Raw genomic sequence first — 24,582 nt, 5'->3', positions numbered from 1 at the left:
TAAAGTTTTAATTATTTAAAATTAATTTTTCCGCCAGCTAATTTTTTCTGATTACGCTGCGTTGGATTACCATAAATATCAATCACTCCACCTGCTCTAGTTTTTGCTTCTACAGATTTCTCTGCTCTCGCTTCTATTACACCACCAGCATTTGTTGTTAAACTTGCTGTATCAGAATTTAATGTTTTCGAATAATATTTTCCTCCAGAATTTGCAATTACAGTCTGAAATTCTGTATCACCAGTTAAAATTACTTCTGCACCAGAATTTATTTTGACTTCTAATTTTGATGTTTCGATTGGTAATTTGATAGATGAACCTTCGTTAGACGTCAAATACAATGCTTGCGATTTTACGACATCATCAGAATAAATGCGAGAACCTTGACTTGCCTGAATTTCGTATAACGATTTGTAATAAACCTTAACCGTTGCTTCTCCTCCTTGCATCAATTTGGTTCCTGTCATTTTCAATTTCAGTTCACCTTTATTATTCTCAACTTGAACATCACTTGCATTAACTCCATCTATTTTTACTAAGTTTTCATTTGAAGAAATTAATTCAACCGGAATTTTATCATAAACTTTTAAGATATTAAAATCTCCAACATTTATCTCTTCTTGCGCAAATGCAAAAGTTGAACAAAATATAGCGGCTGCTGACAATACGATATTTTTCATAAAAAAGTTTTCTAATTTGATTTGAAATTACACAAAATTTAAACCAAAAAAGAAAACTTAAGTTATTTTTAAGATATATTGTAAGAATTATTTCGCTCCTTCAGCTGTTAATTCTGCAATACGTACAATAATTTCTGTTGCTTTTTCCATAGATTCTACTGGTACATATTCGTAAGGTCCGTGGAAATTGTGACCTCCAGCAAAGATATTAGGACAAGGTAATCCCATAAAAGATAAACGAGCACCGTCTGTACCACCACGAATTGGTTTGATATTTGGTGTAACTCCACAGTCTTTCAAAGCTTGTTCTGCGATTTCAACTGATTGAAATTTCTCTTTTACTTTTTCAATCATATTAAAATATTGATCAGAAACTTCTGCTGTAATTACTTCATGATCAAAGCGCTCTTGAATATCAGCAGCAATTTGTAAGAATAAAGCTTTACGCGCTTCATATTGCTCCATATCGTGATCACGGATAATGTACACCATTTTTGCTTCAGATACATTTCCTGTGATTTTAGCTAAATGGAAGAATCCTTCACGACCATCAGTTAATTCAGGAACTTCGTCGTTTGGTAATTGTGCAGCAAACTCCATCGCAATATTAGATGCATTAATCATCTTATCTTTTGCATAACCTGGGTGAACAGATTTACCTTTGATTGTAACAATTCCAGATGCAGCATTAAAGTTTTCGTACTCTAATTCTCCAATTTCAGAACCATCCATTGTGTAACCCCATTCTGCACCAAATTTCTCTACATTAAAGAAATCTGCTCCACGACCAACTTCTTCGTCAGGTGTAAATCCAATAGCGATACGTCCGTGTTTAATTTCTGGATGAGCAATCAAATACTCAGCAGCTGTTACAATTTCTGCAACACCAGCTTTATCATCAGCACCTAATAATGTTGTACCATCAGTTGTAATGATAGTTTGACCTTTATATTGAGCTAATTCAGGGAATTCGTTTGGTGATAAAATCATTGATTCGTTCAATTTGATATCTTCACCATCATAATTTTCCCAAATTTGAGGTTGTACATTTTCTCCAGAAAAATCTGGCGATGTATCCATATGAGAAACAAACCCAATTGTAGGCACTTCATGATCAACTGTAGAAGGAACATATCCGAAAACATAACCATTTTCATCAATAGAAACGTCTTCTAAACCGATTTGTTTTAACTCCTCAACCAAATAATTTGCTAAATCCCATTGACGATCTGTACTTGGAAATTTATCTAAAAAAGCCTCACTTTCAGTGTAAGTTTTAACATATTTCAAAAAGCGTGTTACCAACTTTTCTCTCCATTCTGTTTGCATTGCGTTTTAATTTTTGTCAAAATTACTAAATTATCTACCTTTAAGGCGCAAATAAACCAAAAAAATGAGTGAGCTAACTTTTAAAATTATTGAATGTCCACGTGATGCGATGCAAGGACGCAAAGATTTTATACCAACTGACAAGAAAATTGATTACTTAAATCGTTTATTGACTGTTGGTTTTGAAGCGATAGATTGTGGAAGTTTTGTTTCGCCAAAAGCGATTCCACAGATGGCGGATACGAAAGAAGTTTTAGATAATATTGATAAAACCAATTCAAAATCGAAATTGTCTGTTGTTGTTGCCAATAAAAGTGGCGCAATAAAAGCTGCTGAACACGAAAAAGTTGATATTATTGGATTTCCTTTTTCTATTTCAGAGAATTTTCAGCAATTCAACACGAATAAAAGTCGTGAAGAAGCATTTGAAATGGTGAAAGAAATCAACCAAATTGCAAATGATAATGGTAAACATATGTTAATTTATTTATCGATGGCGTTTGGAAATCCTTATGGAGAAACTTGGAATGAAGAAATCGTAAAAGAATGGTCGAAAAAAATGGCTGATATCGGAATTTCTTCAATCAATTTATCAGATACAATTGGCGTTGCAGACGAAAAAACAATTGTTGATTTGTTTCAAAATTTGATTCCTCATTATCCAGAAATTGAATTTGGTGCACATTTTCATACCGTTTATACCGAATGGCATTCTAAAGTACAAGCCGCTTATGATAATGGTTGTCGTCGTTTTGATGGTGCTATAAAAGGTTTGGGCGGTTGTCCAATGTCAAAAAGTGATATGGTCGGAAATATGCCAACCGAAAAGTTAATTAGTTTCGCAAATGAGCACAAAGAAAAACATGGTTTGAATCTTTTTGATTTCGAATCTGCTTGGAATGTTTCTTTGCGTACATTTGGCTTAGTTTAATCTTAACAATAAACTAAAAAATCAATTCTTTTGTTAAAGGAAATTAAAATATGTTGGACTTTAACAAAAAAAGTTAAATTTGCTCATCGGTAAGTTTTTTTATCGAGCTTAGAATATTAAAATGAAATTAAAGTATATGAAATTTAAATCGAGTATGATGTTGCTAATTGCAGCATTATTTACGGTAAATACTTTTGCACAAACAGCAAAACCAACACCAAAACGTCTTGCTAAAGTAGATGGTATAGCTGCTGTTGTCGGAGATCAGATTGTTTTAGAGTCTGATGTAGATCGAGATTATTTAATGTCAAAACAACAAGGGATGCAAGTCGAAGATAAATGTGATTTCCTAAATGACATTATGTTAGACAAAATGTTGGTTGATCGTGCAAAACAAGATACTTTAATCAAAGTGACACAAGACGAGGTAACTCGTCAATTAAACAACCAAATCGAAGGTTTGATTGCTCAAGCTGGAGGAGAAAAACAAATTTTAGACTATTTCGGATTCCGTACAATGGCGGAAATGAAAAACGAAACTAAATATATCGTAGAAGATAATATTTATGCACGTAACAAAAGAGAAATGGTTGTAAAAGGTGCTGATGCTACGCCAGAAGAAGTTCGTTTGTTTTTCGAAAAACACCAAGGTGAGTTACCAGACGTAAAAGACGAAGTTTCGATTAGCCATATTGTAACTTATCCTGAAGTTTCGCAAGAAAATCAACAAAAGATTATTGATCAATTAAAAGAAATCAAAAAAGAAATTGAAGAAGGTGCTTCTTTTGCAACGAAAGCAATTTTATATTCAGAAGATCCAGGTTCCGCAAGTAACGGAGGTGAATACAAAAAAGTTTCTCGTGGTAAAATGGTAAAAGAGTTTGATGCGGTTGCGTTTAACTTACAAGAAGGTGAAATTTCTGATCCATTCAAAACTGATTTTGGATATCATATTATTAAGTTAGAAAAACGTCGTGGACAAGAATTAGATTTGCGTCATATCTTGATTACGTTGAAACCAACGGAAGAAGAAATAAAAAAGGCTTATAATAAATTAGATTCGATTCGAGTTTTAATTAACGACGGAAAAATGACATTTAAAGATGCTGCATTAAGATTTTCTGATGATAAATACACAAAATTTAACTCAGGAAATATCATGAACCAAAATTCTGGTGACGATCGTTTCGAGAAAATGGCTTTACCTCTACCAATGTTTACAGCGATTGCAACATTGAATGAAGGAGATATTTCTCAAGTTTTCGAAGATGATTTTGATAACAGAAAAGCTTTAAGAATCTTAAAAATCAATAAATTTTATCCAGAGCATAAAATCAATTACCAAGATGATTACTATAGAATTCAAAAATTTGCAGTTCAAGATAAAGAACGTACATTGTTGATGGATTGGGTAAAACGTCAAGTTGGTGATGCTTACATTAAAATTGGAAAAGAATACCAAAGTTGTAATTTCCCGATCGATTGGGAAAAGAAAAACCAAAAATAATAGAACAAAAAACCTCGAGAATTTCTCGAGGTTTTTTTATGTCTAAAAATAAATAATCTTATTTCGCAATCGGAACTTGAGAAGGCCAAATTAATTTACTTGGATCAAACCCTACTTTCTTTGCCGAATCAGAAAATCTGTCTTTTACCTTATCCGAAATCTCTTTCTTACGTGATAGAATCCATAACTTTTTATAATCTTCACTTGCAACTAATACATTATTGTAATCTTTATCAAAATCGATAACATATAATTTCTTTGCAAAAATTGGTAAAAACGTAGTCGAGAACAACCCAACATTTTCTATGTCTTGCGTTGCAATTCCTTCAATTTTCTCCCACCCTTTTTTCTTCGCATTATATCCGCGTACAATTACTTCCAATTGTCCATTTTCTTCGTTCAAATTAAAACGATGTGTCACATTTGTTTGTCCTTTTTGCGCTTTATTTTCCAAACGTGCAATTTCGTACCAACGTCCTAAAAATCCACCTAAATCAAAATTTTGAGCAGGTTTGTATTTTACATTTTTCTTATTGTGATTAACGATATATGCTGTTGTCCCTAACGCCAATGCTGCAAGGGCTAATTTCTTAAAATTCATTTTACTAAAACTTAGGTTGCAAATGTATCAATAATATTAAAGTTGAAAAAATATGATTTTATGTTTTGAATTAATTAAAGTTTTATTTAATTTTATTAAAACTAATTTTAATATTATTTAATTCAATGAAAAAACTTCCTGTTATATGCCCCAGCTGTGCCGAAGAATTAGCGGTCGAAAAATTAATTTGCAACCATTGCGAAACACAAGTTGTAGGAAACTATGAACTTCCTTTATTTCTGAAACTTACAAATGAAGAACAAGCATTTATTATGCAATTCTTTGTCAACTCAGGAAGTTTAAAAGACATGGCAAAAGAATTTGAAGTCAGCTATCCAACCATGCGAAATAAAGTAGATGATTTGATTAATAAAATAAAAACAATGTCTGATGAATAAAGAATTTTCAGCATCGATGTCGCTTTTTTTCAAGGTTACAACTACAATTTTAATCATATTAATAATCTTAATTGGAGGAATATTGTTTAAAGAAACAGAAGTATATGTTGCGGTGATTTATGCAATCATTATTTATCCATTGTTTGCGTATTATTATTTAATCTCATTAAATAAAATTAAAGTTGATTTGAATAATATTTATTTTATTTCAAAAATTAAAACGAATATTATTCCGATAAATGAAGTAAAAATTATTACAAGAAAATCTCAAAATAATTTGATAATTGTTGGATGCAGAGGATTTATGGGATTGATAGGAAGATCTATGGACAATTACAGATGCAATATAAAAAATCGCACAAAACTTGTTGCTATTGAATTAGAAAATGTAAAATATTTGGTAAGCTGCGACAAACCTGATGAATTTGTTAACACAATAAATACACTAAAAAATGATAAAGAAACTCCTTAATCCATTTGCATATTTCGATGAAAAAATACTGTTCATTATTGGGCTATTTTCGCATTTCTTTTTCACATACATCGCTAAAATAACGGAATCTTTTTTCCCTGATTTTTTAAGCATCAAGAAAAATGGAATTTCTTATTCTTATCTCGATTTGTTGTATCAGAACACAAGAAATTTAGCGATTGCCATCCTCCTATTTTACATTTTAGGAAAAATCATCAATAACAGAACGCGAATTATAGACATTGTAAACGTCGTTTTAATCTCAAGAATCGCTTATTACATTGTATTTATTACCGATTTTATTCCAATTGTCAACAAAAGTATGGACAAAGTTCTAAAAGGAGTTACAACAAATAATCTCGAAGTTTTGCACGAAGCTTCTACAATGATTGTCATTGTAATTGTAGCTTTTATCGCAATATTTTTCTTGTGCGTAATGTTTTACTACCTGTACATTGGTTTCAAAACGGTTACTAATATGAAAAGCATCAAACAAGTTCTTGCTTTTATTGCTGTCTTGTTATTCATCATTGTTTCAACCTCAATATTATCATTATTAATCCCACAAAATATATGAAAAAAGTTTTATTTGTCTTTATACTTATCTGTTCTACAGCTTTTGGTCAATCAACAAATAATTTCACAGAATCAGATATTCAACTTAATGAAAACCAAGTTAAATTATTTGGAACATTATGTTTACCTCAAAACGCAAAATCTAAAATACCAATTGTTTTATTAATTTCTGGCTCTGGACCAACGGATAGAAATGGAAACAATAATATGATGATTAATAATTCATTGAAATATTTAGCTCATAGTTTAGCTGAAAAAGGAATTGCATCTATTCGCTATGACAAAAGAGGAATTGGAGAAAGTTCTATTGCTAATTTGGACGAATCTAAACTTACATTTGATGATTACGTTGAAGACGCAAGTAATTGGGTAACTTTCATAAAAAAAGATAAAAGATTTAGTTCTATTTCAATAGCTGGACATAGCGAAGGTTCATTAATTGGAATGCTTGCTTCAACAAAAAATGTCGACAAATTCATCTCAGTTTCTGGCGCTGGAGAACCTATCGACCAAATACTTAAGAAACAATTAACTCAACTTCCTGAAAAATTAAAAACTGAATCGTATGCTATTATAGATTCTTTAAAGAATGGAAATACTGTAAATAATATTAATCCTAGTTTATCAGCATTATTTCGTAAAAGTGTACAACCTTATTTAATTTCTTGGATTAAATATAATCCTGTAAATGAAATCAATAAATTAACTATTCCTTTTTTAGTGATTCAAAGTGATATGGACATACAAGTTGAGACGGAGAATGCTAAAAACCTATCTCCAAAATCTTCTGTTATTATCAAAGGGATGAATCATGTTTTAAAAAACGTTACTTCAAAAGATGATTTATCCTCTTACAATAACCCTGAACTTCCAATAAATACAGAATTAGTCGAAGTCATTTCTAATTTTATCCTCAAAAAATAACCATAAAAGACAAAGCAAATTGCTTTGTCTTTTTATTTAAAAATTAACATGCAGTTCCTCCTTCAAAGTCAACTGTTTTTGTTTGTTGATCAGATTTTCGAGTGATTGTCATTGATCCATTAGCTAAAGCTGAATCAGATTCAATATTTTGTTCTCCAATTTTTGCATTAATTTCGATTATATAATCATCATTTTCTAAACGCAACGTATATCCATTGTCATTTTCAGTGGATTTGGTATCATCATTTTTAGAAGAAAAAACTTCTCTTTTTCCATTAATCGAAATATAATTAACCCAAGTTAACTCGTCTTTAGAACTTGTTTGTAAATAGATTTCGTCTTTCATTTTACTTCCTTTTTTATAATATTCGGTCACACAACCTACTCCATAATCTGATTCGGCAACCGAAAGCTTATCAACAACAATTTCATTTTTTGAAGAAGTTTTAAGATTAGTTTTGAGTTCTTTTTTCTCGCAAGAGTTCAACATTAGAATTGAAAAAGTTAAAACGAAACATTTTATTAGTTTATACATAATTAGTTTATTAAAAATTATCTCTTTGATTGTTATTTCTTGATCTACATCAATTTAAAACATCAATTGTATTCATAAATTTACAATTCTTATTTGTGATTCGTAACAAAAGAGTTTAAAGATTATACAGATTTTTCATAGTATAAGGTTGGTTAGGTTATTTAACAAAGAGCAGAAGAAATTTTGCTCTTTGTTTTGTTTTATATATAATTTTAAAGATAAAAAAGAATCACATTCGTTAGGTAAATAATCTTATTTATTGCTTTTATATTTTCTATTTTAAAAATTAAATTACTGTATAGGTTGATGTTATCCTCTTATAAGTTAATAAACAATTGATTACATAAAAAAATAATTAAATTTTTTGAATTAAAACTCATTCTTAAATAAAACGTCTTAAATTAATAAAATAACTTAATTTCTCTCATTTTAGGGGTTTAAATTTTATAAAAAACATAAGTTTCAAATAACATAAAAAACTATATTACTATAACTTAAACATTTTAAATTAGTTAAATCACTCTAAAAATGACTATATTATTTTATTATAATTTTTTTTTGTGTATTTTTGTCATTAAATCAAATTAAAAACCTATGAAAAAAAATTCTATTTTCAGCCTAACCTTTTTGATTTTTAGCAGCATATCTTATGCCCAAGTGGGAATACAAACTGCTTATCCAAAAGGAACTTTTCATGTTGATGGGAATAAAGATAATCCCAAAGATGGTACTACAGTTGTATCTCCTGCACAGCAGGCAAATGACTTTATTGTACAATCAACTACAGGAAATGTAGGAATTGGTACAAATCAACCACAAACTAAATTGGTTGTAAATGATGGTACTTCTAACCAAGCTATTTTAATAAAAGATGGAAATCAAGGTGAAGGAAAATATCTCATGAGCGATGCTAATGGTTTGGCTACATGGAAAATACCTAACTCTTTTAAATCTGCTATTGCTTGGAAATATGATGGTACTAATATTAAAGTTTCTAATAACATACCATTATCAACAACTGGTAATAATATTGGTTACTATGAACCTAAAGGATCAAGTTATAGCAACCTTACACTAACAGGTTTAACAAAAGGTAAATGGATTGTAAGTATGGGAATTCGACTAAAAACTCAAGTTGAATTAGCAAATGCTTTTTGGATTCATGCAAAATTATCTAGTTCTAATACTGGTGTTACATCTAATGGATTTACAAACTTAGGCCCAGCAGGTAATGCAACAGGTTATGCGGGTGTTGTATTTGGAGATGGTAGTGTGGACGGAAGGGGATTCTTATCGGGTACTTCTATTATAGAAGTAACTTCAACCAATCCAATTAACATTTTTTTATTTTTAGAAAATATTGCGCAATGGGATTTTGAAACACAATCTCCAGAAAATTATTTTTATGCAATTCCAATTAATTAATCAACCTAATTAAAAATATACATTATGAAAAAGATCTTACTCTTTTTAAATTCCATAATTATTTCTACTATGGCATTTGCACAAGATGGTAGAGTTGGTATAGGAACTTCAGATCCTAAACAGGTATTTCATGTGGATGCCGCAAAAAATACTTCTACTAACGATAATAAAACTATATTAGATGACGTTGTTGTAACTTCTACAGGACAAATGGGAATTGGAACTGTAACTCCAAGTAAAAAATTAGAAATTATTACGACTACTGATAATACTATAAATCCTAATGCAATAAAAATTGTAGATGGTACTCAGAGAGCAAATGCCTTTCTACAAAGTGATGAAAATGGAATCGGGCAGTGGTTTATACAAGGAAGTATTAAACCCATAGAATTAGGAACGTGGTCTAAATCTGATGGCTTATTATCATCTGATTACAATGGTTCCAATGCAAATGTAAAGAGTTTAAACTTAAAAATAGAATTAACACCAGGAGTTTGGATGGTAAATTTTGGAGCAACTTTCAAAATGAATTTCAACACTCCTTATTGGCTACACATTTATTTGTCTGACACGAATACAGGCAGAACTATGACAAAATTTAATTTTCTTGGACATGGAGGTAATAATACTGGTTATGCTGGTTTAATGATTCCTAACAAAACAGCTGGTGTCGGAAATGCCAATCTTATAAGTGGATCATCTATTATTGAAGTTTTAGAACCTAAAGATGGTTCAAAAACAGTTGTAATTTGGGTTGTTGCTGAAAATAAACCAAATAATTATTGGAATTTCAAAGCTGATAATTGGGAGAATTATTTTTATGCAGTTCCGTTAGATCTTAAATAATCAACTTAATCTTAAACAAATGAAAAAGAATTTTTTATTATATAGTATACTTTTTACAAGTATTTCTTCATATGGACAAGTGGGTATAGGAACAAGTACTCCTAAAGAAATATTACATATCGACCCTAAAAAAGACACCAACTTAGGTAGTAGTTCTCCTACTGGTTATACTGATGATGTAAATATTAATTCTGTAGGTAATGTTGGAATAGGAACTATATCACCCTCAGCTAAATTAGAAATTAACTCTACTACAGCTGGTGCTATACAAATTATAGATGGAACACAAGGAAATAAGAAAGTGTTAGTTAGTGACAAAGATGGTGTTGGTACATGGAGAGATTTGCCAGTTTTCCAATACATGAAAAATGGTACATTTGTAGCAAATCAAACAATTAATTCTGATCAATCTGGTGGTTATAAATATTCGCAGGGATCTATTACCCTAAAACCTGGTAAATGGTTAATTAGTGTTGGATTAACAATTCGACTAAGAAATGATGACGCAGCTGCAAATACAAAACCTTATTGGTTAAAATTATTTCTTTCGAGTTCGCAAACTGCTCTTACACACACCTACTTCACATATACAAGTCCTGTTGTAGATAATAATTTTGGTGGTAATATGATAAAAAGTCAAGATACACATTATTATAATTTTATCACAGGTTCAACAATTATAGAAGTAACAAAAGAAGAACCAATTTATTTACTAATAGAAAATATCTATAGTTTAAAAAATGGAACTACTGGAAATTATATCTTTGAAACACGTAATTACGAGAATTATTTATACGCTATTCCAACAAACTAATATTTGAATAAAACAATATAAAAAAGCGAATTTAACAAAGTTAAATTCGCTTTTTTATTATTAATCTTCAACTAATTTTTTCAATTTATCAAGACCTTTTCCATAAGATTTTTCCATTTGCGAATCCATCATCAGTTTCATCAAATTCATTGGGTAATCCAATTCACAATCCATACTCCACGTAATTTTTGTTCTATTTCCTTCTTTTGTTAACACGATATCAGAAGTAGCATCACTTTCGAAAGGCTTTTTGAACATCATTTTAGTTGCAATTTTTTGATTCGGAACCAAATCTGTAATCACATGACAACCTTGTCCAACATCGTCATTTCCTTCCCAGCAATACTCATCTCCAGGCTGTCCTTGCGTACCAGAATAAGTTAATTTCAAATTAGGGTCTAAATCCATCCAAGGATTCCATTCGTTAAATTTCTTTGAAGAACTTGCTTGTTCATACACCTTTTCGATAGGCACATTCAATACTCTTGATGTTTCAAAATGATATTTTTTTCCAATCGCAAACATCGTAATAGTCAATACAACAAGTAGTCCCACAACAATCCAAAGTAGTCGTTTTAATAGTTTCATAAAGTGTAATTTATTTACTACTAATTTATATTTTATTTTGATTAGAAACTATAAAATTCTCTACTTCGAGCAACAAAAAAGGTCAGAATTTCTTCTGACCTCATCATTTTTTTAAAAACTTATTTCAAATCTGGTTCATCCAACTCTTTTCCAAAATTATAACTTGCAAAACGTCCCGCTTCTTTCGGATTTACGATATCGGTTTCTTTGTCACCCCAAGGCCAACCTCCAAATTGTGTTTTTTGATATTCTGCAAAAGCATCACGAATTTCTTGCTCCGTATTCATTACAAAAGGACCATAAGCCGCTACAGGCTCATTAATTGGTTCACCTTCTAAAATCAAAACTTTAGCTTGCGAATTTCCATTTTGAATGATAATTTCTTCATTTCCATTCAAGTCTGCTAAATGTCTTTGCTGAATTTTGTAATTATCAATCGAGATAACATCTACTCCATCATAAAAAAACACAAATCTGTTCATCGTTTCAGAAACTGCAGGCAATGTAAACGAAGAGTTTGGATCCATATTCAATAAAGCAATTCCGACATGATGTTTTGGATTTCTCGCCCACGAATGTGCCAAAGGATCCTGCGATTTTACACCTGCATAATCACCCAAAACCACTCGAACATTCATGTTTCTTCCCTCCTCGTCTTTCACATCTTTTTGTGGAATCGTTTCACTCCAAAGCATTTTATATGTTGGTTCTGTTAATTTATCTGACGAATGCATATTCAACCATATCTGAAATAATCGGAATGGATTATCCGTTTCATCATTCAACAACGGAAACATTTCGCCATGCAAAACGCCAGAACCAGCACTCATCAATTGCACATCGCCATTTCCATAACGACCTTTTGAACCTTTCGAGTCAAAGTGATCCGCAAAACCTTCTTCTACAATGGTTGCAATTTCTAAACCTCTATGCGGATGATGTGGAAAACCTGGAATTGTTTCACCATGATACATTCGCCAATCTGCATTTCTGTCAAAATCTTGACCAATGTTTTTACCTTTTAATAATTCGGCATCAACCCCCATTTTTCCATTTCCTTTTGGATACAAATCGTAATGATATGCACCTAATATAAATGGATCACGAATTGGCATTGGGCCTACAACTTTATTTATATTTTTAACTTTCATATGTATTGATTTAATGTACAAATACATATTCAAAATACGAACCAAATCACCAATTAACCCATTGATATGACAGTTCTTACAAAACAAAACAAGTTAAAGGCAAATCCTCTACAAATCAATGTAATAAGATGTCAATTTGGCATTAATAATTATTTCATGCATCTAAAAATTAGCTATTATCAGGGATAAATATTATTGGATTATTTCGGATATTTATTCAACATTCTTTAAAAAAGACTAATGAAAAAAGTATTCAAAAAAAAGCAGAAGCAACACTATAAACGATGAAAAAAATAATCAATAAAATTAAAAAACAAGGCTATTTTGAAGATGATTTAGGACTCGAAAAATCAGAAATCAATGAATTAGAAAATCAGTTGAATTCTAAAATTCCCGATTTTTTCAAAGAATATCTCAAAAATTTCGGATTTAATGAAAATGTTTTTTGGGCAATTTTTAATGAGGAAGATGAATTTGTGGAGCAAAATGAACTCATTCAAGAACTTGGTCATACTAATTTCATTGCAATTGGTGATGAATATGCTGAGAATTTAATTGTTGCAAATATCGAAACTCAACAACTTTATTTGTTAGAAGATGACCTTTTGATTGATCTTAAAACCACTTTTGAACAGATGTTACATGAAGCCATTTCAACGTTCGATTTACCAGATTTTGATGCGCTACAAAACATTGAAACTGCGTTTAAAGTCTTGTTAGAACATAAAACTGAAATTACAACTGCATTAATAGATAGTTTGAATGCACTAATTAATGAAGCTGAACAAAATGACGATAGCTTATTTTCGATTATTATTTCAGCTGTTCCAAATAATGATTATGTGGTTTATGGAGGAAGTTTTAACGATTTCAAAAGCGTTATTGATACCGAAAACATCGATTATGATCATTTATGGAGTATTAATTCAGCCAAATATCAACAACCAATTAATTTGAATCAAACACCTTCCAAAGCGATGGATTTACTCCTTTTAGATATTCTAAAAGACTTAAAAAATGAAGGTTATTTTAATCAACAAATTGAAAACATCTCAATTTCGGTTCAATCTGAAGATGTGAATTTCTTTACAGAAGACACTTTTGATGAAGCTTTGACGAAGAAAAATAATCTAGAAACGAAAATTAAAAGATTTTGGGAATCTTCGTACGACAGAACCCGATTATTAATTGAAGTTTTATAAAAATAAGCCAAACTTCCTTAGAAATTTGGCTTATCATTTTATCTAAATAATTCTAAAATTTCGTCTACTGTAACCTTTCCAAAATAATCTGTTACATCAATAGAATTCAGAACTTTTGCAATCTCTTCTTCGTTATGTTTTACACCAATTAGCTTATTTTCTAATACTTCTATCGGTTCTGAAGCAAAGAAATCGCCAAATATTTTAGCTTTTTCTATTGTTCCGCCTCGCTCAACATCCAAATGAACTTCGATAAAACCTGCTGGAATTTTCTTCGCATTTTTGAAATTATATTTCGGTGAAAAACCAAAATTCCAATCCCATGTTTGGTATTTTTCTTCAATCAATTTCGCTACACCATTCAAATCTTCGGTTGTTAAATGATAAATTGTTGCTCCTTCATTTGTTGCTAACATTTCATCAATCAACAAAGCTTTCAACTCATCCGTCGTCATTTCATTTGGAAAATACTCAATCAAATTAATCACGCGCGCACGATTAGATTTGATAGCTTTATCCACATATTTTAAGGGATTAATTTTTAACGCATCGCCTAAAACAGACATATCCGAATTAAAAAGGATCGTTCCATGTTGAATCATTTTTCCATTACGAGCCAATTTTGCATTTCCACTAAACTTTTTACCATCAACCAACAAATCATTTCTTCCTTCCAATTTTGCAGGAACATTCAAATCGTTTAACAATTTGACAACAGGTTCTGTAAAAGTCGAAAAATCCATAAAATCATTCTCTCCCAATAAAGTATGGAAAGAAAAATTTAGATTCCCTAAATCGTGATAAACAGCTCCACCACCCGACATACGACGAACAACTTTGATGTTATTTTCAGTTACATAATCCCAGTTAATTTCGGCCAATGTATTCTGAAATTTCCCAACAATAATTGACGGAGCATTGATATACAACAAAAAAATATCTTCCGTTGGATAATGGTACAATAAATATTCTTCTAAAGCTATATTGAAATACGCATCGTGAGATGGCGAATCGATGATAATCATACAAATTATTTTTGCAAAGTTAGGAAGAAATTTATGGAATCAAAAAGAGACAACTTTCCTAAAAAAGTTGTCTCACCGCATTTATAATATAAACTATTAAAGAGAATGTTAAATGTTTGTCATCATTTAAATTCCAGTAAACTTAATTCCTAAACTCATCCAAGTTGTTGGTAACGGAATTGCTCCAGCTTCGTTATATGTTGTGTTAAAAATGTTTTGTGCATCAAAATAAATACTCAAATTATTTTTGAATGAATGATTAATTCTTGCATCAGTAATCCAATAAGATTTATACGATTGACGTGTATTGTAACGATTCGCAATACTTAAAGTAGTTCTTCCGATTGTATAATCTATTGTATTGATTAACTGATGTTTTAAACTTTCTATTTTATATTTAGAATTGTATTGATCATCGACATTTTTAAACTCAGGATCAAGATAAGAATAGCTCAAAGAAAACTTCAAACTTTGGTTCGCAGAAAGATTTGCTAAGTACGAAACCTTCGTATTAAATCCATTCGTTTTTAAATCTCCAAAGTTTTGCGCTTCCCAAGGTTCATTAGATGTTAAACGTACCCAATCGATAAAATCTGTGATCGAACGATAAAAATAATAGGCATTAAACGTCCAATTTCTCTTGTTATATTTGAATCCAATTTCTGTTTGAAAAGCCTTCTCAGATTCTACATTTGCATTTCCTATATTTCCTGGTCGTTGATCCAAATACAAATCTGTAAACGAAGGAATTCGCTGACTTGTACCTGCATTTACCATCAATTTCAAGTTCGAATTTACTGCATAACTCGCATCAATTCCTGGAAATGCTTGCCAACCATATTGCGAATTATAGTTAACATACGTTCCGACATTTACATTCAGTTTTGGAGTAACGTCCGTTTTATATTCCGCATAAAATCCAACATTATCGCGTGTATGATTTTTGATACTTGTCGATGATATTTGCTCATTTCGGTATTCAACTCCTACTCCAATTTGCCCTTTATTCAATTGGTACGTCGAGTTTACTTCTCCCGAAATAGAATTTGAATAATGCAGAGAACGAGCTTTATTCAAATCGTTTTTATAATAGCGATAATCATCAAAATTGTAACGATAACTCACTCGTGGCGCTAAGGTAATTCGATCCGATAATTGATGCTTTGATTGAATGTTAACTAAAGTTGTTTCAACCAATTCTTTCGAATTTTTATCACCCGGAGATGCATAAAAACCATTTGCTCCAAATCCATTTTTCACATAACCATACGAAGCAACTAAACTATTGGCATCATCAAACTGAAAGTTCCCTTGATAATACAATTTATTGTTCTCGTAAGCCGTATTGTATCGGTATCCATTTCCCCAATCATGGCTCACATACAGTTGATGTTGATGCGTTTCTTTTGCCAAATTCGCACCAAGCTGCACACCTCTACTAGTGTAGGTATCGCCAGTATCTTCGGTATCTTTCTTAAAATTTGTTCCAAAATAGGTATTCGCATAAACGCCCGTTTTCTTTGGTTGACGCGTTACAATATTAATAACACCTGTCAAACTATTATTTCCATAAACACGAGCAGCCGGACCACGCACCACCTCAATTCTGTCGATCGCTTCTAATGGAATGGGAAGATTTAGCGCATTATGAGCCGTTTGATGATCCATTATTTTTACACCATTCAACAAAATCAACGTTTGCTCAAAACTTCCGCCATCCATCGAAATATCAGCTTGCGTTCCAAACGGTCCTCGTTGACGCAAATCTATTCCAGATGCATACTGCAACACATCTTGCAAAGAGCGTGCAGGTAATTTGTTTATTTCTGATTTACTTAACACATAAATGTTTCTATTTTCTTTAGAAAGTGGCGTATTCAGACGGTTATCTAAAATAGAAACTTCTCCTATCGCAATGGTATCATTCGCATTTTGTGCAAAAATACTTTGTGCAGCTAAACACAATACCATAGTAATCTTCTTCATTTTTGACTAATTATTTAATTAATTGAGTTAAATCTGATGCGAAAGTAGTACCTTTCCGACCTATCAGAATATACCAGTTTATAAATAATGAATAGTCCGGCTGAAATACCATACAAAAGTTTTATCGAAATCGAACGTAATTCCGATACACCGATTTATCTTCAATTAGCGAATCAACTGGCTAAAGCAATACAATTAGGTTATATTCCGAGTGGAACAAAATTGCTTGGTACAAGGCAATTAAGCGAAATTCTGAATCTTCATCGCAATACAATAGTCAATAGTTTTCAAGAACTTGAAGCTCAAGGTTGGATAGAAATCGTTCCAAATAAAGGAAGTTATGTACTGAGTCAATCTTCTCAAAAGTTTCAGAAAACCATTGTTCCAAAGCAATTTTCAATCAATTTGTATCCTGATAAAACGGGTTTTCAATTCGAACAATCGATACTTTTGGATAATCCGTACGAAAGTTTCAATCAACGCTTATATTTAACGGATGGAACAATCGATCATCGGTTAACAGAACTGAAACTTCCAGCTAAATTATATTCAGCTATTTTAAAACGAAAAACGTCAATTTCGAAAGTAAATCAGTCTAAAAATGAGTACTTTTTGAAGAATTTAGCCAATTATCTCAATTTAACGAGAGGATTACATATTTCGAAAGAGAATATTTTGGTAACGAGAAGTTCAGAAATTTCACTTTTTCTGATTGCTGAAATTCTACTAAAACAAAATGATGTTGTGGCGGTTGCAAATTTAAGTTATTATAAAAGTAACATGATTTTTCAGACCCAATTTGCTAAAATCAAACAAATAAAAACGGATGAATTTGGAATTGACACGGATGATTTAAGAAGATTGTGCGAGCAATTTCCGATACGAATTGTATATGTTACGCCACATCACCACTATCCGACAACGGTTACGCTAAGTTCGCAAAGAAGGGTTGAATTACTACAACTTTCGCAGGAATTTGGGTTTGCAATTGTGGAAGATGATTACGATTTTGATTTCCATTATAGCAATCATCCTATTTTACCGTTGGCAAGTTCGGATCAAAATGGAATGGTTATTTACACCGGAAAATTTGGTCATTATCTTGCACCAGGTTACCGAATTGGATTTATTGTCGCACCCAAAAATCTAATTCTCGAAGCGAAGAAACACTTGTCTATCCTTGATCAGCAAGTTGATCCATTTATCGAGCAAGTTTTAGGTGAAATGATTAGCGAAGGCGAAATTAATCGAATTCTAAAAAAACATCGTAAAACTTATCGAGAGCGACGCGATTATTATTGTCAAAAATTAAAAACTGAATTAAATGATTTGATCAGTTTTACGAATCCAAATGGAGGTTTAGCGGTTTGGATTAATTTTAATCAACCTATAAATTTGATGGAATTAAAACGAAATTGCGCAAAAAATGAATTGTTTATTCCGCAAACAATTTTATATCAAACCCAACATCAAACTGGAATTCGCCTTGGATTTGCACATCTAAATTTTGAAGAAATAGATGAAGTGGTTTCAATTTTGAAACAAGAAATCACAAAAAAAGCTGAATAAATTTCAGCTTTTATATTTTATTTTTTATCTCTCAACTTGAATGTCCACGTAAATTCAAATTCTGAAACAACATCTCCTTCCTCATCTACGCCTCTACTTGTCACATTTAGCGATACACCTTTTTTCGTTTCGATCGCTTCTTTTATAGCCTCATCTATTTTTTCTCCATCTTCGCAAGTAAATACAATTTTACCAACAGCTTTCTTCAAATACTTCGATTGCATTCCCAAAACCAACATCGAAACATCTTCTCCCGATTTCGAAATCTTAGCATTTGCCATCAAACCAGAAGAAAATTCTGCCGCCATTCCTTGCACTGCCCAAAACATACTTTTGAATGGATTTTGATTAAGGAATCCATATTTTACGCGTGTCGAAACTTTATTTTCTTCCCACGACTCCAAACGAACACCCGCAATCCATGCAATCGGAATTTGAGTTGTCAATATATTTTTAAAAAGTTCTTTGTTCATCTTATTAATTGATCAAAAGGGTTAATAGAAATAAATGTAAACGTTTTATTTGACTTATTTTCTATAATTATAGTTGAATGTTCATCTAAAATAGAAAATAGTATAAAACTTCATTTTTCAGCGTAACAGAGAATTTCAATTTTCTTTTGATTTAGACATCGCTTAATCTCAGACTTAGACTTACCTTTCTTTTCACATCTAAAATCATTAATCTGTAAACTTCCCCTCAAACCAAATACTTTTTATATTTTACATAGTACAATTCTAAAAAATAGTTTGTTTTAGTTTATCCTTTTCATTTTTAAAATAGTATTTTGCATAGATGAATGTTTTCTCTTATCATATCGCAAAGCTTAGCTATTTTCAAGCCTTTAAATTGATGCTTTTTCCTTTGAAAACAAATAAGATTATTGGATTAATATATGCTGAAACGATGTCTGCAATGAAATTAGGTTCTCCTATTTTTTCAAAAACGAGGATTTTTAATCAAACTATTGTTGTATTTGCGCAATGGGAAGATGAAAAATCTTTAGAAAACTTTTTAAAAAATAATTCTCACGGAAAACTTTTAGCGAAAGGATGGCATGTTCGATTAGATTTTTTGAGACAATGGGGAAATATTTCTGGTTTTCAAATTCCGACAGAAGAAATGGAGGAAAACAGAAAAAATGAGCCTGTTGTTGCGGTAACAATTGCACGAATGAAATACACAGAGATTCCTCGTTTTCTACGCTGGGGAAGACCTGTCGAGAAATTAGTTCGAGATCACAAAGGCACTACACTTTCGTTGGCTTCTATTCGATATCCCAATATTATTTCGACATTTTCGATTTGGAAATCTCAATCAGAAATGACGTATATGGTGAATGGACATAGCAAAATGCCTGACCCAAAAAGACATGCTAACGCAATGAAAGAGCGTAATCGAAAGGATTTTCATTTTGAATTTACAACACTTCGTTTTAAACCAATTTCTGAACATGGACAATGGAATAATTGCAATTCTTTTCTTCCTAATAATGAAAATATTTAGATGAATTTAGCTTTTACAATGCAAAAATTTCAGGATTGGTTTACACAACAATGGGTAATTCTTTGGGGAAGAAAAATTAATCAAAACGATTATTCGTGGTTGATTGCTCCTTTCGGTGAATTGAACGGAATTGGTGAAGATTTTATATATCAATTAGCGAAAAAAGAGAATTTTATTATTACTCGAAATTCAACTTCAAAAGGCTTATTAACTTCTATTCATGAATTGAATTTAACTGATGATCAGCTCGAAAATCTATCAAAAAAGGTGATTGATTTTTATGAAGCTACCTCAGATTATAATTTAGAATTCAATGTAAAATGGAATCCTTATTTTTCTTTTTTTGGTTATTTGGTCAATCGTTTATTTAGTCAACGGATTAATCAATTAAATATTCCAACAAAAAATATTGCACAATCCGAAGATTTAATAAATGAAATCATTACGCTAAATCATCCGCAAAGCAACAAAGTTATTTATACCATTTGGTTGAGAAAATTCAAAAATTCAGGCAAAGTGATTTATTCTGGTATTTACGGAACGTGTACACTTCCTTCTGGTAAAACCTGTATCAAAGCTGTTTTTCCTCTACCAAAAGGCAATGCAACAGTTATTATGAAACCAACTGTTGGTCTTGAAAATGAATTGATTTTAGATTCGAGCGGAAAACAATTTGGCGATGCTGGTTTCTATTTTTTATTGAATGATGCTAAACACAATTATTGGGCTCAATTTATTTCTTCGTTTACCGATCAATTAATTGTAAAAGAAAAAGATAATCATTTACAAGCAATTCAAACCCTAAAACTTTGGGGATGTAAAGTTTCGCAATTTATATATCGCATTCGGAAGAAACCCAAATAAAACGATTTCTTCACATAAATTTACAAATAGTTTTAATTAGCTTTATAAAATGAATCATTCAGAAATATTTTACAAAGTTGATATCGTTGTGATTGGAGCTGGACAAGCTGGTTTGTCTGCAGCTTATCATCTCAAAAAAAGAGGAATAAAACCTGGAAAAGGTTTTGTGATTTTAGATGACGAACCACATGCTGGCGGCGCTTGGCAACATAGATGGGATTCGTTGACATTGAGTACGGTGAACGGAATTAATGATTTACCAGGCTTGACTTTTGCCGAAGCTGTGCATATACAAGACAAGGAATTGCAAGCAAATAAAGCTGTTCCTGCTTATTACGAAAAGTATGAAAAAGAATATGATTTTCCCATCATTAGACCATTGCGCGTTGATAAAGTAGAAGAAAATAATGGTCGATTTCTTATCCGAACAAATGGTGTTCAATTTAGTGCGAGAGGAATTGTAAATGCAACAGGAACCTGGAAAACTCCTAATATTCCTCATTATCCTGGAATCGAAAAGTTTGAAGGAAGACAATTGCATACCAATCAATATAAAAATGCCAAAGAATTTATTGGGCAACATGTGATTATTGTGGGAGGTGGAATTTCTGCCGTTCAATTATTAGGCGAAATCTCAAAAGTTACCGAAACAACTTGGGTAACAAGAAGACCGCCCGATTTTAGAGATAACAAATTCACCGAAGAATTAGGACGAGAAGCCGTAGCAATGGTAGATAAACGCGTGAGAGAAGGATTACCTACTCAATCGGTGGTGTCTGTTACCGGTTTACCTATCACGCCTGCAATCGAAAGTTTGTTACATACAGATGTTTTAGATCGCAAACCAATGTTTGATGAAATTATAGAAACAGGCGTTAAATGGAACGACGGAACGGTATTAAATGCTGATGTAATCTTCTGGAATACTGGTTTTCGACATAGTTTGGATCATCTTGATCCTCTTCATTTACAAAATGAGAAAGGCGGAATCGAAATGAGTGGAAAATTAGCTACACAAGTTGCTAAAGATCCAAGAATTCATTTAACGGGATACGGTCCATCTGCCTCTACAATTGGTGCAAATAGAGCCGGCGCAGCTGTTGCAAGAGAAATAATTGTTTATTTAGGTTTATAACTTTAACATTTATTTAATCAACGTATTTAGTATTAAATAATTACATATAAAAATCTAATATTAAATGGATAATTTATTTGATTAGAGCAGATTAAAATTAACTTTTTTCATTATAAATAATCAATAATTTTATGAGTTCTATGATTTTAATTAGTGGAATTCACAATCCTAACGATTATATTTGTAAAAATTTAAAATTAGTAATGACAGCAGTAATCATTATCTTTGTTATACATTGGTATGCTTCTTTATTTTTCCAAACTTTTTTTCATCACCGATATGCATCACATGCAATGTTTACGATGTCAAGAGCTTGGGAAAAAATCTTTCACGTTTTAGCGTGGATTTTTCAAGGTTCATCTTATCTAAGTCCCTACACATACGGGGTTATGCACAGACATCACCACGCGTATGCCGACACAGAAAAAGATCCACATTCGCCACAATATGATCCAAATTTCTTTGCGATGATGTGGAGAACTCGTATTGTTTACAATGAAATCGATCACGATAAAACACAAGTTTTAGAAAAATTCAAAAAAGGCGTTCCTTCTTGGCGTTCTTGGGATAGATTTGCAGGAAATAATGCTGTACGTTTAGCTTGGGTAATCATTTACATATTAATTTATGTTGCTGTTGATGCACCACTATGGACGTATTTTGTATTCATCCCGATGCAAGTTTTAATGAGCCCTCTACATGGTGTAATCATCAACTGGTTTTCACACAAATTAGGTTATCGCAATTACGATGTTGGAGATACTTCGACAAACTTAATGCCGATTGACTGGTTAATGTGGGGAGAATGTTTACATAACAATCACCATAAATTTGGTGGACGTCCTAATTTCGCGGTTAAGAAATGGGAATTCGATCCAATGTATCCATGCATTTGGGCAATGAATAAACTGAATATTATTCAGTTCAAAAAAGGTAAATTAGACACCGATTATATGTAAAATGAAAGCGATTCAAATTATTGAATCGCTTTTTTTATTTCTTTTGATAAACAATACTTTCTATATATTTCTTGAAAAAGAATTTATGTTCGACGATTTTCAAATACAACATAAAACTTTGTTTCATTTTAGGTAACTGAGAAATATCCAAACCAATAACAATTCTAAAGAAGCTCAACATCACATTCGTTACACTTTTTTGCCAACCTTTCTGATTTTGTACAAAATCAACATAAAACCACAATCCTCCTATTTTCAAATACGAATTTAATTGGTTAAATAATTCTTCTGCTTTAGGTTGATTAAAATGATCAAACAAAAAAGTTGTCATCACCACATCATATTTTTTATCCGTTTCGAAATCAAAAATATCTGCAACAATAAAATTGATGTTTAAATTCGACGTCTTTTCTTTTTGGGCTAAATCAATCATTTTCGAAGAAAAATCAACATAATCTATGTCCAATTTTAGATTTAATTTTTCTATTTCAGCGATAAATTTTCCTGCTCCTCCTCCAACCCACAAGATTTTATCATTCTCTTTCAAATGTTTCAAAATCACAAAATGAGCCTGATGTTGACGATTCAAAAAAATCAACTGGCTCAACGAATGATAATATGGCGCGATAAAATTGTAGTTCATTATTCGAATAAAATTACGCTTAAAATTCCACAAATTGCTTTCAATAAAATCATTCCATCGATTGCAATTAAATAATATAAAATGGCTTTTGGACGATTGAGTTTAAAGGCAAAAATAGCTAAACAAACAATCGGAATTAACATAAACAAAATGCGGTGAAGCGGCAATCCATACCATATTCCGAAGATTACAAAACTCAAAAATCCTAGAAATATTAAAGGTAAAATAATGCGGTTCAACGTAAAATGATAACCATATTTTACAACAAAGGTTTTTAAGTTTCGGTTACTATCATCTTCATAATCTTTCAAATCAAACAAAATCGCATTCACAACGCAATACATAAAGGTTTGAGAAAATAGAAAATAGAATTTTGCATCAATCACATAATGCGTTTCATTCTTCAACATCAAAAATAAAACAGGTAAAAAAACGGTTGTAATTGCCCAAGTCCAGCCAATTAAAAATGGCTTTAACAACATCGTTTTACGCAACGAAATACCTAATTTGAAATCATAATAGCCAAAAGATAAAACTGTCGTAAAAAATAAGACAGTCAACCATTTCCAAGTTAATATTTCGTAATTCGGTAAACAATTTATCGCTAAAATAATTCCAGAAATTAAAGCGATTACAGCTAAAATAAAGGTATAAATACGAACAGATTTACGATGCGTAATGTAAAACTGAGTTCTGGGATTACTAGATGATTTTAAAGATTTTGGAATTCTGTAGGCGTACAAATAAAACAATACAGTAATGGTGCTAATAAAAGCATAATACGCAATCGAATTAAAAGGTAAACCAATTTTGATATTCGTCTCGATATTGAGCGCAATAGAAAGTAGAATTAAAAAAAAATTGGAAAAAAAAATGTTTACGATAAATCGACTAATCACTTTTTTTTCCATTTTCC

The 24,582-nt window shown here is 31.3% G+C and carries 26 protein-coding genes; 15 read left to right on the top strand and 11 right to left on the bottom strand.

Annotated features, from left to right (window positions below; all coding sequences use genetic code 11):
* Positions 1–11: 11 nt before the first annotated feature.
* On the bottom strand, positions 12–680 hold the full coding sequence (locus N5D90_RS01730; RefSeq protein WP_280061376.1) for a head GIN domain-containing protein: 669 nt from the start codon (positions 678–680) through the stop codon (positions 12–14).
* An 87-nt stretch (positions 681–767) separates the two neighbouring features.
* The gene (gene pepT / locus N5D90_RS01725; RefSeq protein ID WP_280061375.1) at positions 768–2,009 is read right to left on the bottom strand and encodes a peptidase T; all 1,242 of its coding nucleotides are present in this window, start codon (positions 2,007–2,009) and stop codon (positions 768–770) included.
* Between the two features lie 64 nt (positions 2,010–2,073).
* Between pepT and N5D90_RS01720 the strand changes: the two genes are divergently transcribed.
* Both N5D90_RS01720 and N5D90_RS01715 read left to right on the top strand, forming a co-directional pair.
* Entirely contained in the window at positions 2,074–2,940 is an 867-nt protein-coding gene (locus N5D90_RS01720) for a hydroxymethylglutaryl-CoA lyase (RefSeq protein WP_115000675.1), read from the top strand.
* 136 nt (positions 2,941–3,076) lie between these two features.
* Entirely contained in the window at positions 3,077–4,447 is a 1,371-nt protein-coding gene (locus tag N5D90_RS01715; RefSeq protein WP_280061374.1) for a peptidylprolyl isomerase, read from the top strand.
* A gap of 58 nt (positions 4,448–4,505) precedes the next feature.
* Here the strand turns inward: N5D90_RS01715 and N5D90_RS01710 are convergent, their stop codons facing one another.
* Positions 4,506–5,048: a lipocalin family protein gene (locus N5D90_RS01710; protein WP_038331617.1), complete on the bottom strand. Its 543-nt coding sequence runs from the start codon at positions 5,046–5,048 to the stop codon at positions 4,506–4,508.
* Positions 5,049–5,173: 125 nt separating this feature from the next.
* Here N5D90_RS01710 and N5D90_RS01705 point away from each other — a divergent pair, with 125 nt between their 5' ends.
* Genes N5D90_RS01705 through N5D90_RS01690 form a run of 4 tightly spaced genes read left to right on the top strand, consistent with a single transcriptional unit; the run spans position 5,174 to position 7,418 of the window.
* Entirely contained in the window at positions 5,174–5,446 is a 273-nt protein-coding gene (locus N5D90_RS01705) for a DUF2089 family protein (RefSeq protein WP_038331614.1), read from the top strand.
* A complete protein-coding gene (locus N5D90_RS01700) occupies positions 5,439–5,918 on the top strand; it encodes a PH domain-containing protein (RefSeq protein WP_038331612.1) in 480 nt (159 codons plus the stop codon). Before N5D90_RS01705 ends, N5D90_RS01700 begins: the two co-directional genes overlap by 8 nt.
* On the top strand, positions 5,899–6,495 hold the full coding sequence (locus N5D90_RS01695; RefSeq protein WP_038331609.1) for a hypothetical protein: 597 nt from the start codon (positions 5,899–5,901) through the stop codon (positions 6,493–6,495). Before N5D90_RS01700 ends, N5D90_RS01695 begins: the two co-directional genes overlap by 20 nt.
* Positions 6,492–7,418 carry an alpha/beta hydrolase gene (locus N5D90_RS01690; RefSeq protein WP_280061373.1) on the top strand — a complete coding sequence of 309 codons (927 nt, stop codon included), beginning with the start codon at positions 6,492–6,494 and terminating at the stop codon, positions 7,416–7,418. Before N5D90_RS01695 ends, N5D90_RS01690 begins: the two co-directional genes overlap by 4 nt.
* A 43-nt stretch (positions 7,419–7,461) precedes the next feature.
* On the opposite strand, the gene N5D90_RS01685 is transcribed toward N5D90_RS01690, so the two are convergent.
* Positions 7,462–7,908 carry a hypothetical protein gene (locus N5D90_RS01685; protein ID WP_280061372.1) on the bottom strand — a complete coding sequence of 149 codons (447 nt, stop codon included), beginning with the start codon at positions 7,906–7,908 and terminating at the stop codon, positions 7,462–7,464.
* A gap of 639 nt (positions 7,909–8,547) precedes the next feature.
* Between N5D90_RS01685 and N5D90_RS01680 the strand changes: the two genes are divergently transcribed.
* From N5D90_RS01680 to N5D90_RS01670, 3 genes are read left to right on the top strand one after another with little or no spacing between them, the layout of a single operon-like run.
* Positions 8,548–9,378, top strand: a complete 831-nt coding sequence (locus N5D90_RS01680; protein ID WP_280061371.1) for a hypothetical protein — start codon at positions 8,548–8,550, stop codon at positions 9,376–9,378.
* A gap of 24 nt (positions 9,379–9,402) precedes the next feature.
* Positions 9,403–10,224 carry a hypothetical protein gene (locus N5D90_RS01675; RefSeq protein ID WP_280061370.1) on the top strand — a complete coding sequence of 274 codons (822 nt, stop codon included), beginning with the start codon at positions 9,403–9,405 and terminating at the stop codon, positions 10,222–10,224.
* 19 nt (positions 10,225–10,243) lie between these two features.
* Positions 10,244–11,038, top strand: a complete 795-nt coding sequence (locus N5D90_RS01670; protein WP_280061369.1) for a hypothetical protein — start codon at positions 10,244–10,246, stop codon at positions 11,036–11,038.
* 60 nt (positions 11,039–11,098) lie between these two features.
* Here N5D90_RS01670 and N5D90_RS01665 read toward each other — a convergent pair whose 3' ends face one another.
* Entirely contained in the window at positions 11,099–11,626 is a 528-nt protein-coding gene (locus tag N5D90_RS01665) for an SRPBCC family protein (RefSeq protein WP_280061368.1), read from the bottom strand.
* Between the two features lie 119 nt (positions 11,627–11,745).
* The gene (locus N5D90_RS01660; protein ID WP_280061367.1) at positions 11,746–12,777 is read right to left on the bottom strand and encodes a pirin family protein; all 1,032 of its coding nucleotides are present in this window, start codon (positions 12,775–12,777) and stop codon (positions 11,746–11,748) included.
* Positions 12,778–13,061: 284 nt separating this feature from the next.
* Between N5D90_RS01660 and N5D90_RS01655 the strand changes: the two genes are divergently transcribed.
* On the top strand, positions 13,062–13,979 hold the full coding sequence (locus N5D90_RS01655; RefSeq protein ID WP_280061366.1) for a hypothetical protein: 918 nt from the start codon (positions 13,062–13,064) through the stop codon (positions 13,977–13,979).
* 38 nt (positions 13,980–14,017) lie between these two features.
* On the opposite strand, the gene N5D90_RS01650 is transcribed toward N5D90_RS01655, so the two are convergent.
* Positions 14,018–15,004 carry a lipoate--protein ligase gene (locus N5D90_RS01650; protein WP_280061365.1) on the bottom strand — a complete coding sequence of 329 codons (987 nt, stop codon included), beginning with the start codon at positions 15,002–15,004 and terminating at the stop codon, positions 14,018–14,020.
* Between the two features lie 126 nt (positions 15,005–15,130).
* Positions 15,131–16,990, bottom strand: coding sequence for a TonB-dependent siderophore receptor (locus N5D90_RS01645; protein ID WP_280061364.1), 1,860 nt, complete (start codon positions 16,988–16,990; stop codon positions 15,131–15,133).
* Positions 16,991–17,077: 87 nt separating this feature from the next.
* On the opposite strand from N5D90_RS01645, the gene N5D90_RS01640 reads away from it, so the two are divergent.
* Positions 17,078–18,559, top strand: a complete 1,482-nt coding sequence (locus N5D90_RS01640) for a PLP-dependent aminotransferase family protein (protein ID WP_280061363.1) — start codon at positions 17,078–17,080, stop codon at positions 18,557–18,559.
* A gap of 17 nt (positions 18,560–18,576) precedes the next feature.
* Here the strand turns inward: N5D90_RS01640 and N5D90_RS01635 are convergent, their stop codons facing one another.
* Positions 18,577–19,032, bottom strand: coding sequence for a DUF4442 domain-containing protein (locus N5D90_RS01635; RefSeq protein WP_280061362.1), 456 nt, complete (start codon positions 19,030–19,032; stop codon positions 18,577–18,579).
* Between the two features lie 391 nt (positions 19,033–19,423).
* Here N5D90_RS01635 and N5D90_RS01630 point away from each other — a divergent pair, with 391 nt between their 5' ends.
* From N5D90_RS01630 to N5D90_RS01615, 4 genes are all read left to right on the top strand, one after another.
* Positions 19,424–20,065, top strand: a complete 642-nt coding sequence (locus N5D90_RS01630; protein WP_347881103.1) for a hypothetical protein — start codon at positions 19,424–19,426, stop codon at positions 20,063–20,065.
* The gene (locus tag N5D90_RS01625; RefSeq protein ID WP_280061360.1) at positions 20,066–20,929 is read left to right on the top strand and encodes a hypothetical protein; all 864 of its coding nucleotides are present in this window, start codon (positions 20,066–20,068) and stop codon (positions 20,927–20,929) included. It begins immediately after the preceding gene.
* Positions 20,930–20,978: 49 nt separating this feature from the next.
* On the top strand, positions 20,979–22,064 hold the full coding sequence (locus tag N5D90_RS01620) for an NAD(P)-binding domain-containing protein (protein ID WP_280061359.1): 1,086 nt from the start codon (positions 20,979–20,981) through the stop codon (positions 22,062–22,064).
* Between the two features lie 203 nt (positions 22,065–22,267).
* A complete protein-coding gene (locus N5D90_RS01615) occupies positions 22,268–23,023 on the top strand; it encodes an acyl-CoA desaturase (protein WP_038331764.1) in 756 nt (251 codons plus the stop codon).
* 34 nt (positions 23,024–23,057) lie between these two features.
* Here N5D90_RS01615 and N5D90_RS01610 read toward each other — a convergent pair whose 3' ends face one another.
* Together N5D90_RS01610 and N5D90_RS01605 are read right to left on the bottom strand one after the other, a co-directional pair.
* Entirely contained in the window at positions 23,058–23,666 is a 609-nt protein-coding gene (locus tag N5D90_RS01610; protein ID WP_280061358.1) for a class I SAM-dependent methyltransferase, read from the bottom strand.
* On the bottom strand, positions 23,666–24,577 hold the full coding sequence (locus N5D90_RS01605; RefSeq protein WP_280061357.1) for a hypothetical protein: 912 nt from the start codon (positions 24,575–24,577) through the stop codon (positions 23,666–23,668). The genes N5D90_RS01610 and N5D90_RS01605 overlap by 1 nt, the downstream gene beginning before the upstream one ends.
* Positions 24,578–24,582: the final 5 nt, after the last annotated feature.

It is taken from the genome of Empedobacter sp. GD03797 (assembly GCF_029842105.1).
GTDB classification, from domain to species: domain Bacteria; phylum Bacteroidota; class Bacteroidia; order Flavobacteriales; family Weeksellaceae; genus Empedobacter; species Empedobacter falsenii_C.
Note: the sequence above shows the minus strand (reverse complement) of the source record. Positions and strands in the feature narration are given on the sequence as shown.